The sequence below is a fragment of the Metalysinibacillus jejuensis genome, from assembly GCF_003057615.1.
Lineage (GTDB): Bacteria > Bacillota > Bacilli > Bacillales_A > Planococcaceae > Metalysinibacillus > Metalysinibacillus jejuensis.
This window is the reverse complement of sequence record NZ_QAFW01000023.1, coordinates 24,093-35,032: the sequence shown is the minus strand read 5'-3', so window position 1 is coordinate 35,032 and position 10,940 is coordinate 24,093. Positions and strand designations below refer to the sequence as shown.

Genomic DNA, 10,940 nt, shown 5'->3' with positions numbered 1-10,940 from the left:
TGATAATGGCAAAGAGGTCACACCCGTTCCCATACCGAACACGGAAGTTAAGCTCTTTAGCGTCGATGGTAGTTGGGGTTAGCCCCTGCGAGAGTAGAACATCGCTAGGCAATAGAAAAAACGAGTAACTCTTAGGAGCTACTCGTTTTTTTATTATGAAAAGAAAGGGCAATTATTATGCAAAATAGTAGACCGTTAGTTAGTAAACTCATTCAATTTCATGGTAAACAACCATACTCATTACATGTACCGGGACATAAAAATGGTCATTTATCTCATTTGCCTAATGAAATCAAAGCAGCTTTGTCTTTTGATTATACAGAATTAGAAGGCTTAGACGACTTACATGCTCCTACTGATAGTATCAAATTAGCTGAAGATTTATTAACATCTTTACACAATACGTACAAAAGTTATTTTTTAGTAAATGGCTCAACTGTTGGGAATTTAGCGATGATATATGCGACATGTGAACCTAATGATTATGTCATCATTCAACGGAATTGCCATAAATCTATTTTTAATGCTATTACCTTACGTGGTGCAAAGCCGATATATCTTACTTCTGAATGGGATAGTCATACAAAAACGACAGTAGGAGTATGCCCAAAATTACTTAAGCAGACGGTAGAGAAATATAACAATATAAAAGTAGTCGTACTTACCTCGCCAAACTATTACGGTGTGGAAGTGAAACATTTACAAGAATTAATTGCTTATTGCCATACTAAAAATATTATTGTTTTAATAGATGAAGCCCACGGAGCACATTTTGGTACAATAGAAGGCATTCCTCCATCAGCATTAACTTATGGGGCTGATGTTGTTGTCCAATCCGCTCATAAAACATTGCCAGCCATGACGATGGGAGCATTTTTACATGTGAATAGTAAGCGTATCAATATTGAAAAAATTAAATTATTTCTAACGATGCTACAATCCAGTAGCCCTTCTTACTTAATTATGGCATCCTTAGATGATGCACGTTATTACAAAGCTACTTATCATAAACATGACTTTACTTATTTTATGGAACAAAGAGACGCCTTTATTCGATCATTAGAAAAAAATAATAGGCTTACTGTAATTACTACAGATGATCCACTTAAAATTATGATTCGTCATCAAAGAATGTCAGGTTTTGCACTACAAACAGCGATGGTACGCTACCATATATATAGTGAGCTTGCAGATAATTACCAAGTTTTATTAGTACTTCCTTTATTAAAAGAAGGTGTTAATTATCCTTTTACTCGTATTGCTGAGGCAATTCAACAAGCAGCCGAAATAACAGGGAAATCTTATTATCAACATGATGCTCCTGTTATAGTAAAACCTGCAAGTAGTGAACCTAAGTATAGTGTAACTGAAGCCTTAGCTGCACCGTCTAGTTATGTGTCATTTAATGAAGCTATAGGGCGGATAGCAGCTGAAACAGTAACACCTTATCCTCCAGGCATCCCTTTACTATTAGCAGGTGAACTAATTACAGAAGAAGTTATTGCTAGTCTTAAACAGCTATGTCAACAAGGTGCTTACTTTCAAAGTGGCAAGCGAATTGATGAAAATATATTATGTGTGATGAGAGAAGGTTAACTATGTTTATTACATTTGAAGGTCCAGAAGGTGCAGGTAAAACAACAATACTGCATAAAATTGCGCAGCGGTTACAAGCTTATGGTGAGGTTCTTGTGACAAGAGAACCTGGTGGAATAGAAATAGCTGAAAAAATTAGAGAAGTTATACTAAATCCTATGCATACCGCTATGAATGAGCATACTGAAGCATTGCTTTATGCGGCTGCACGCAGTCAACATTATTTCGAACGTATTATCCCAGCGCTAGCTAATGAAAAAATTGTAATTTGTGATCGTTTTATTGATTCATCTCTAGCTTATCAAGGGTATGCGCGCAATCTCGGCATTGAACAAGTGGCAGCGATTAATAAATTTGCTATTGGCGATGCGATGCCAGATATTACTATACTATTTGATATTGAACCAGCTAAAGGATTGGCACGTATAGCAGCGAATGAACAAAGAGAAATCAATCGGTTAGATCAAGAAACTTTAGCATTTCATACAAAAGTGCGAGAAGGGTATCATAAAGTTGCACAAATGTATACTTCACGTATTATTGTCATTAACGCTGATGCTACGGTAGACGAAGTAGAGCAACGAGTTTGGCAAGCTTTAGAGGCAAGAATGAATAAAAGTGAATGAAGTTAAACAAGACATTGTGATATAATGGTAACACCTCATCTAACGAAGGGACTGAAGCATTATGAAGTTAGTTATTGCAGTCGTACAAGATCAGGATAGCAATCGTTTATCGAACGGTTTAACAAAAAATGAATTTAGAGCAACAAAATTAGCAAGTACAGGTGGATTTTTACGTTCAGGTAATACAACATTTTTAATCGGTGTAGCTGATGATCGTGTACCACATTTATTAGATATTATCCGTGAAAATTGTAGAGCTCGCGAACAAATGGTAGCACCTATTTCTCCAATGGGGGGCAACGCAGATTCATATATCCCTTATCCTGTAGAAGTTGAAGTTGGCGGTGCTATTGTATTTGTTATGCCAATCGAACAATTTCATCATTTTTAAAGGGGTGAAAGTTGCTTGAAAATTAATCAAGATGTTCGGATGGGGATGGACAATCGTCCGAAACCATTAATTAATCAAAATCCTCAAAATCGATTTAGCGATGTACTTGTAAAACAAGGTGCTAAGATGCCGACAGAGCAAATCACGCGTTTATTAGGTGATATTTCTACTGCGGGCGATCGAGTAGCACGCTCACGTAATTTGCGAGAGCTTACGCGTTTTAAGATGTTAGTAAAACGCTTCTTACAAGAGACGGTAGAGTATGGGATGGAGTTAAAACAGTCTCATACATGGAATCGTTTTGGTGAAGGACGTCGTTTGAAAATTATTAATACGATTGATGAGCGATTAATAGAGCTAGCACAAGATATTCTAGATGAAGAAAAAGATTCAATTGATCTTCTTGATAAAATTGGAGAGATTAAAGGGTTGCTAATTAATCTTTATATGTGAAACCTGTGCTATTATGGCATAGGTTTTTTTAAAAAATAAAATGACAAGGTGGCATTATGTTAACGATAGATACATTAAAAATGGTTCAGCCGACCGTAGTAAAACAAGTGCAAAGCTTATATGAGCGCGAACGTATCGTTCATGCTTATCTCTTTGAAGGAGATAAGGGAACAGGCAAATCACAAGTAGCTCAATTTTTCATTCAGCTTCTTCTTTGTGAACAAGTTGAACATAATGAGCCATGTTTACAATGTCGGCAATGTAAATTAGTTATGTCGGGCAATCATACTAACGTTCATCATATTTATCCAGATGGTGCTTCCATTAAAATAGAGCAAGTTCGTAATTTAATGAAAGAAATGAAAATGGTAGGACGCGAAGAAGGGCGTAAGTTTTACGTCATTCATAATGCAGATAAAATGAATATTGCAGCGGCGAATATGTTATTAAAATTTTTAGAAGAACCTGTCGGTAAAGTAACTGCAATATTATTAACGGAGCATTATCAAGCGATATTACCGACGATTTTATCACGCTGTCAGCATTTTAAATTTGCGGCGTTACCGAGAGAAGTCATCATAGCGCAACTAACATCAGAGCAAGTAACCAAATCAATGGCTGCTACTGTAAGTTTACTTACAAATGATTTAGAAGAGGCGCTAGCATTAAGCAATGATGAGCAATTTGTACAGATGAGAAAAACAGTGTTACACTTAATAGGTACAATTCAACAAAATGTACAAGAATCCTTACTCTATATTCAAGAGGCTTGGATTCCCGTCTATAAAGAAAAACAAGACTTTGAACGCGCACTGGACTTACTGCTATTTGCTTACCGTGATATTGTTGCGTTGAAGGCAGATATTGAAGGTACGGTTGTGGCGTTTCCAGATAAAGAAGAAGAATTTAAAAATATTGCTTTGCGTTCGACATATGAGCGGTTATCAAAGCAAATGCAGGCTATTTTAAAAGCAAGAGAGCAATTGCACCGTAATATGAATCGCTCGTTATTAATGGAGCAACTCATGCTTAATCTGCAGGAGGGGTATGCATTTGTATAAAGTAGTAGGGGTAAGATTTAAGAAAGCGGGTAAAATTTATTATTTTGACCCAGCAAAATATGAGCTAACAGAAGGACAATATATTATTGTTGAGACAGCTCGAGGAATTGAATACGGTAAAGTAGTTGTGCCTGTAAGAGAAGTGCAAGAGGATGCTATTGTTTTACCCTTAAAACAAGTCGTGCGCCCAGCTAGCAATAAGGACTCTTTACAAGTAGAAGAAAATAAAAAAGAGTCATTGCGTGCATTTGATGCAGCCACAGAAAAAATCAAAGAGCATAAATTAGAAATGAAACTCGTTGATGTAGAATATACATTTGACCGTAATAAAATTATTTTTTATTTTACAGCAGAAGGTCGGGTAGACTTTAGAGAGCTAGTGAAAGACTTAGCTTCTATTTTTAGAACACGTATTGAGTTGCGACAAATTGGTGTGCGTGATGAAGCGAAATTATTAGGTGGTATTGGCCCATGTGGTCGAATGCTTTGTTGTTCTACTTATTTAGGCGATTTTGAGCCTGTCTCAATAAAAATGGCTAAAGATCAAAACTTATCTTTAAACCCAACTAAAATCTCTGGTCTTTGTGGGCGTTTAATGTGTTGCTTAAAGTATGAAAATGATGAGTATGAGGCAGCTAAAAAAGGCATGCCAGATATCGGTAACTTTATTGTCACACCAGAAGGTAAAGGGAAAGTGGTAAATATTAATGTATTAGAACGCTTAATCCAAGTATATTTACAAAACCTTGAGCGCACAGTAGAGTATACATTAGATGAGTTATTGCAGTATGAAAAAACTGAGGTAAAAAATTGATGAGGTGGCTGGAGTGAAGGACCGTAATATTCTTGATACTGTCATTGAATTTGAAAAGCAAATAGAAGCGATGCAGCAGCAATTTGGTGCATTTAAACAATTTATCGCGTTAATGATGGAAGAACAACAGGCATTACAAACTGAAAATCTGCATTTACGTACGAGATTAGAAGAAGTAATCGCGCAACAACCTACTGTCGAAAAAAACAGTGCTGCGCCTGATGTCGGAGAAGGTTATGATAATTTAGCACGTTTATATTATGAAGGCTACCATGTTTGTCATGTGCATTTTGGTAGTACACGCAAAGATGAAGACTGTTTATTTTGTTTAGCATTTTTAAATAAACAAAATGGGTAAAACAAGCTGATTGCACTTATAATAAGTGTAATCAGCTTTTTATTGGAGGTTTTTATGCAAAATTTATTAAAGGATGACGAACGTCTAGATTACTTGTTAGCAGAGTCGCTACGCATTATTCAAAGTCCTAGCGTATTTTCATTCTCTTTAGATGCGGTGTTACTCGCTAAATTTGTAAATGTGCCGCATCATAAAGGAACAATTGTAGATTTGTGCTCTGGCAATGGTGTGATACCATTATTTTTAAGTGCACGCACTAACGCTAAAATTATAGGCGTAGAGTTACAAGAGCGGCTTTTTGATATGGCTGAACGGAGTATTACTTACAATAATTTGCAACATCAAATTACGATGCTTCATGATGATGTTAAACAAGTAACGCCAAAAATAGGCATTGAACAATGTGACGTCGTAACATGTAATCCACCGTACTTTTTAGCGCACGAACAAAGTGAGAAAAATACTAATGAACATTATACAATCGCACGTCATGAAATACATTTAACATTAGAAGAAGCGGTATATGCTGCTAGCCGTTTATTGAAGCAAGGAGGAAAAGCCGCCTTTGTTCATCGACCAGGGCGCTTTGTCGATATTATAGCGGCTATGCGTAAATATAATATTGAGCCAAAACGTGTACAGTTTATCTATCCTAAAGAAGGTAAAGAGGCAAATATTTTATTAATAGAAGGAATAAAATATGGTAAGCCAGATTTAAAAATATTACCTCCGCTTTATGTTTATACAAAAGAAGGGGAATATACTAAAGAAGTAAGTGAAATTTTATATGGTGAGTAAGTATCATTATTTTTATGTAGTACGATGTAAAGATAATAGCTTATACGCAGGATATACAACTGATTTATGTCGACGTGTACGTCAGCATAACAATGGGCAAGGCGCTAAATATACAAGAGCAAGACGTCCTGTTGCGCTTATGTATTTTGAAGTCTATGCCACAAAGCAAGATGCTATGAAAAAGGAGTACGCATTTAAACAATTAACGCGTAAAAACAAGTTACAATATATGAGAGGTGAGTAAAATGAAATCCCAACAAAGTTCACTTTATGAACAGACAAGCTGTTTATACTTAGTACCAACACCTATCGGTAATTTAGAAGATATGACTTTTCGTGCGCTACGTATTTTAAAAGAGGCAGATGTCATCGCAGCAGAAGACACACGTAATACAAAGAGGTTATGCAACTATTTTGAGATTACAACGCCATTAATGAGTTATCATGAGCACAATACAGAAGCAGGCGGACATAAAATTTTACAGCTATTAGAAGACGGCAAAACAATAGCGTTAGTCAGCGATGCAGGTATGCCTTGTATATCTGATCCTGGCGTCGATATTGTGACAAAAGCTTTGGCAGCAGGTTATGCAGTCGTACCATTACCAGGTGCTAATGCAGCATTGACAGCTTTAATTGCTTCAGGTATTGCCCCACAGCCTTTTTATTTTTACGGTTTTTTATCGCGCCATAAAAAAGAACGTGCTATTGAATTAGACCAGTTAAAAAAACGTAAGGAAACGATGATCTTTTACGAGGCACCGCATCGGTTAAAAGATATGTTAAAACATTGTGAAACAGTGTTTGGTAATCGCCAAATAGTATTGGCAAGAGAACTTACGAAGAAGTTTGAGGAGTTTTTACGAGGCACTTTGACTGAAGCAGTTGCTTGGACTGAACAGACAGAGTTGCGTGGAGAGTTTTGCATTATAATAGAAGGAACTCAAATTGAAGAGGTAGAAGCGCCAGCACCTTGGGCGGCATTAACGATTACGCAACATGTTGATAGTCTAATAGAAGAAACACAAATTCCTTCTAAAGAAGCAATTAAAGAAGTGGCGAAATTACGAGGCTTATCGAAGCGCGATGTTTATCAGGCCTATCATGTGAATTAAAAAAAGCGATGCACAAATGCATCGCTTTTTTATTACCTCATTCTAAAGCCATATATACAAAATATTTGTGCTTCAATAATAAAGGCCACAAATTGATTATTTGTTTAAGTTAGATTGAATTTCTTTAACTAATTGTTCGGCACCTTCTGGGCTTAAAATTAATTTGCCACCAACTAAACGGAAATTATCGTCAGAAACTTCGCCAGTCACAGCACACGTCATGTTTGGCATATATTTCTTTAGAATGATTTTGTCGTCGTCAACATAAATTTCTAAAGCGTCTTTTTCAGCGATACCTAATGTGCGTCGAAGCTCGATAGGAATAACCACACGTCCTAACTCATCGACTTTACGAACAATACCTGTAGATTTCATGACAAATTCCTCCTATGTTATTTTTATTCGTCAAAATTCGACAAAATCCTTTGTCTAGATGCTATCATACCAACTAATGCCATAAACGTCAATTAAATAGATACTGAAATAAAGGAAAAACAAATAATTATTTAGTAAAATTGCAAGAATTATTTGTTTATAATTCTCTTAATACAATAAAAAGGACATGGACATTCTATAAAAATGTAAGTAAACCTTTTACTACCATTACATTAACTAATGGAATATGATTGAAAGGCATTTCATACTACTATAAAATAAGAAGAGACTGCGTAACTTATAATGGAGGAAAAAAATTTGAGCGAAACAAACAACACATTTTATATTACAACACCGATTTATTATCCAAGTGGAAAGTTCCATATTGGTACGGCTTATACAACGATAGCAGCAGATGCTATGGCTAGATATAAAAGACTGCGTGGCTATGATGTATTATTCCAAACAGGTTTAGACGAGCATGGTCAAAAAATTCAAGAAAAGGCACAAGAAGAAGGCAAAGAACCACAAGCGTATGTAGATGAAATTGCGCAAAATGCTAAAGACTTATGGAAGCTGATGGATATTACTTATGATGAGTTTTATCGTACAACAGACAAACGCCACGTAGCAGCAGTAGAGAAAATCTTTAAACGCTTTTTAGATAATGGTGATATTTATAAGGGTGAGTATGAAGGATGGTACTGTGTACCTTGTGAGTCATACTTTACAGATAGTCAGTTAGTAGATGGCAAGTGTCCAGACTGTAATCGCGATGTACGTAAAGTAAAAGAAGAGTCTTACTTCTTTAATATGAAAAAGTATGCAGATCGTTTGCTTGCTTATTATGAAGAAAACCCAACATTTATTGAGCCTGTATCACGTAAAAATGAAATGATTAATAACTTTATTAAACCAGGTTTAGAAGATTTATCTGTTTCTCGTATGTCTTTTGACTGGGGAATTAAAGTACCAGGGGATCCAAAGCATGTTATTTATGTATGGGTAGATGCGTTAACTAACTATATTACGTCATTAGGCTATACGACGGATGAAGATGCTAAATTTAAAAAATACTGGCCAGCAGATGTCCATGTAGTAGGTAAGGATATTGTACGCTTCCATACAATTTATTGGCCAATCTTCTTGATGGCGTTAGATTTACCGTTACCTAAAAAGGTATTTGCTCACGGCTTTATTATGATGAAAGATGGTAAAATGTCTAAATCTAAAGGGAATGTCATTTATCCAGATATGTTAACTGAACGCTACGGCTTAGACGCCACACGTTATTTTTTATTACGTGAATTACCGTTCGGTTCAGATGGTGTATTCTCGCCGGAAGCATTCGTTGATCGTACAAATTACGATTTAGCAAATGATTTAGGAAACTTATTAAATCGTACAGTGTCTATGATTAATAAATATTTTGCAGGTGTTATTCCAGCAGGGGAAGTAGAGGCTACGGAATTTGATGAAACCTTACAAGCTTTTGCGGAAGAAACGAAAGAGAAATATGTAGACGGTATGGAAAATATGCAATTTAGCATTGTATTAAGTGAGTTATGGAAGTTAGTATCACGTACAAATAAGTATATCGATGAAACACAACCATGGGTTTTAGCAAAAGATGAGGCTCATCGTTTAAAATTAGCAGCGGTTATGGCTAATTTAGCGGAAAGCTTACGCCATATTGCAGTTATGTTACAGCCTGTTATGACTTCTACACCAAAACGTATTATTGAACAACTTGGTTTAGATGAAAAAGCGCTTTCATGGGATTCGATTGAAACATTCTCTAATACTATTGTTGGTGGATGTAAAGTGGCGGAAAAAGGAACTCCTATTTTCCCACGTTTAGAAGTAGAAGAAGAGATTGAATATATTCGTGAGCAAATGCGCGGCTCAATCAAAACTAATCAAGAAGAAGAAATAGTAGAAGAAAAATCAGATGAAATTACGATTGATGATTTCATGAAAGTGGATTTGCGTGTAGCTACGGTAACAGCATGTGAGCCTGTAGCGAAAGCGAAAAAGTTACTGAAACTTCAAGTTGATTTAGGCTATGAACAAAGACAAGTTGTCTCAGGTATTGCTGAATACTACGAGCCAGAGCAATTAGTAGGTATGAAAGTAATTGTAGTAGCTAATTTAAAGCCAGTTAAGCTGCGCGGGGAACTATCGGAAGGTATGATTTTAGCAGGTAGCGAAAATGGTGTGTTAAAATTAGCAACTGTAGATCAATCGTTAGCAAATGGTGCTAAAGTGAAATAAACTCAAATGGAGCTTGTAAATGTGTATGGAATTTACAAGCTCTATTTATTTTCCAGGAAATTATATTGAAATACTATAAAAGGATTAAAAAGGGTTTTTAGTAGTCCTATTCTCATTTTATAAATAATGATAAATATAATCTTTATACCCACTGTAATATTATTGTAATACTTATGACATAAATGAAATAATAAAATGCAATAAAATGTAAAGGAGAAGAAAAGTATGTTTATAGATACACATGTGCATTTAAATGCAGATCAATACGAAGAGGATCTCGAGGCAGTGATTGAAAGAGCGCTTAAAGAAAAAGTAGAGCGTATGGTAGTTGTAGGGTTTGACCGTGTCACGATTGAAAGAGCTATGGATTTGATTGAACGCTATGATTTCTTATATGCGGTAATTGGTTGGCATCCCGTTGATGCTATCGATTGTACAGATGAAGATTTAGCGTGGATTGAGTCTTTAGCTAAGCATGAGAAAGTAGTAGGTATTGGCGAAACAGGCTTAGATTATTATTGGGATAAGTCTCCAAAAGACGTTCAAGCTAAATGGTTCCGTAAACAAATTCAACTAGCGAAAAAGCTAACATTGCCTATTATTATTCATAATAGAGATGCGACAGGCGATGTTGTGCGTATTTTACAAGAGGAAGATGCAGCTGAAGTAGGTGGCATTATGCATTGTTTTGGTGGAAGTGTAGAAACAGCACGACAATGTATTGCCATGAATTTCATGATTAGTTTAGGTGGCCCTGTAACGTTTAAAAATGCGAAGACACCAAAAGAAGTAGCGACAGAGATTGATTTAGCCCATTTGTTAATCGAAACAGATGCGCCATATTTGGCACCTCACCCTCACCGTGGCAAGCGAAATGAACCTGCTTTAGTCCCCCTTGTGGCTGAGGAGATAGCCCGTTTAAAAGGTATCTCAGTTGACGAGGTAGCTCGTGAGACGACAGCGAATGCAAAAAAGATTTTTAAAATAAATTAGTAGCCTCAAAACCTTTATCAATACTAGCTTCTCGGAATATTTTGCGAAAAAACGAGCAAAAAAGTGAAACTTTGTAGTTGACAGCT

Annotated in this window: 13 protein-coding genes and 1 rRNA gene; 13 read left to right on the top strand and 1 reads right to left on the bottom strand. The window is 36.0% G+C overall.

Annotated elements, in window-relative coordinates:
- The 11 genes from rrf to rsmI form a co-directional block, all read left to right on the top strand.
- Window positions 1-110 (top strand): 5S ribosomal RNA (rrf, locus tag DDE80_RS08785); the annotation flags it as partial.
- A gap of 67 nt (window positions 111-177) precedes the next feature.
- The gene (locus DDE80_RS08780; RefSeq protein ID WP_108307287.1) at window positions 178-1,596 is read left to right on the top strand and encodes an aminotransferase class I/II-fold pyridoxal phosphate-dependent enzyme; all 1,419 of its coding nucleotides are present in this window, start codon (window positions 178-180) and stop codon (window positions 1,594-1,596) included.
- A gap of 2 nt (window positions 1,597-1,598) precedes the next feature.
- Window positions 1,599-2,222: a dTMP kinase gene (gene tmk / locus DDE80_RS08775; RefSeq protein WP_108307286.1), complete on the top strand. Its 624-nt coding sequence runs from the start codon at window positions 1,599-1,601 to the stop codon at window positions 2,220-2,222.
- A 61-nt stretch (window positions 2,223-2,283) separates the two neighbouring features.
- Window positions 2,284-2,613: a cyclic-di-AMP receptor gene (locus tag DDE80_RS08770; protein WP_108307285.1), complete on the top strand. Its 330-nt coding sequence runs from the start codon at window positions 2,284-2,286 to the stop codon at window positions 2,611-2,613.
- Window positions 2,614-2,628: 15 nt separating this feature from the next.
- Window positions 2,629-3,066, top strand: coding sequence for a YaaR family protein (locus DDE80_RS08765; RefSeq protein WP_108307284.1), 438 nt, complete (start codon window positions 2,629-2,631; stop codon window positions 3,064-3,066).
- Window positions 3,067-3,119: 53 nt separating this feature from the next.
- Window positions 3,120-4,127 carry a DNA polymerase III subunit delta' gene (holB, locus tag DDE80_RS08760; protein ID WP_427901802.1) on the top strand — a complete coding sequence of 336 codons (1,008 nt, stop codon included), beginning with the start codon at window positions 3,120-3,122 and terminating at the stop codon, window positions 4,125-4,127.
- On the top strand, window positions 4,120-4,941 hold the full coding sequence (locus tag DDE80_RS08755) for a PSP1 domain-containing protein (protein ID WP_108307282.1): 822 nt from the start codon (window positions 4,120-4,122) through the stop codon (window positions 4,939-4,941). Before holB ends, DDE80_RS08755 begins: the two co-directional genes overlap by 8 nt.
- A gap of 13 nt (window positions 4,942-4,954) precedes the next feature.
- Window positions 4,955-5,299, top strand: a complete 345-nt coding sequence (gene yabA / locus DDE80_RS08750; RefSeq protein WP_108307281.1) for a DNA replication initiation control protein YabA — start codon at window positions 4,955-4,957, stop codon at window positions 5,297-5,299.
- Window positions 5,300-5,353: 54 nt separating this feature from the next.
- Window positions 5,354-6,097, top strand: a complete 744-nt coding sequence (locus DDE80_RS08745) for a tRNA1(Val) (adenine(37)-N6)-methyltransferase (RefSeq protein WP_108307280.1) — start codon at window positions 5,354-5,356, stop codon at window positions 6,095-6,097.
- Window positions 6,087-6,341 (top strand): GIY-YIG nuclease family protein, encoded by a 255-nt coding sequence (locus DDE80_RS08740; RefSeq protein ID WP_108307279.1) that lies wholly within the window; start codon window positions 6,087-6,089, stop codon window positions 6,339-6,341. The genes DDE80_RS08745 and DDE80_RS08740 overlap by 11 nt, the downstream gene beginning before the upstream one ends.
- A 1-nt stretch (window position 6,342) precedes the next feature.
- Window positions 6,343-7,212 carry a 16S rRNA (cytidine(1402)-2'-O)-methyltransferase gene (gene rsmI, locus DDE80_RS08735; RefSeq protein WP_108307278.1) on the top strand — a complete coding sequence of 290 codons (870 nt, stop codon included), beginning with the start codon at window positions 6,343-6,345 and terminating at the stop codon, window positions 7,210-7,212.
- A gap of 96 nt (window positions 7,213-7,308) precedes the next feature.
- Here rsmI and abrB read toward each other — a convergent pair whose 3' ends face one another.
- Entirely contained in the window at window positions 7,309-7,587 is a 279-nt protein-coding gene (gene abrB, locus DDE80_RS08730; RefSeq protein WP_036145296.1) for a transition state genes transcriptional regulator AbrB, read from the bottom strand.
- A gap of 318 nt (window positions 7,588-7,905) precedes the next feature.
- Here abrB and metG point away from each other — a divergent pair, with 318 nt between their 5' ends.
- Together metG and DDE80_RS08720 are read left to right on the top strand one after the other, a co-directional pair.
- Window positions 7,906-9,861, top strand: coding sequence for a methionine--tRNA ligase (gene metG / locus DDE80_RS08725; protein WP_108307277.1), 1,956 nt, complete (start codon window positions 7,906-7,908; stop codon window positions 9,859-9,861).
- 225 nt (window positions 9,862-10,086) lie between these two features.
- Entirely contained in the window at window positions 10,087-10,854 is a 768-nt protein-coding gene (locus tag DDE80_RS08720; protein ID WP_108307276.1) for a TatD family hydrolase, read from the top strand.
- Window positions 10,855-10,940 lie beyond the last annotated feature (86 nt).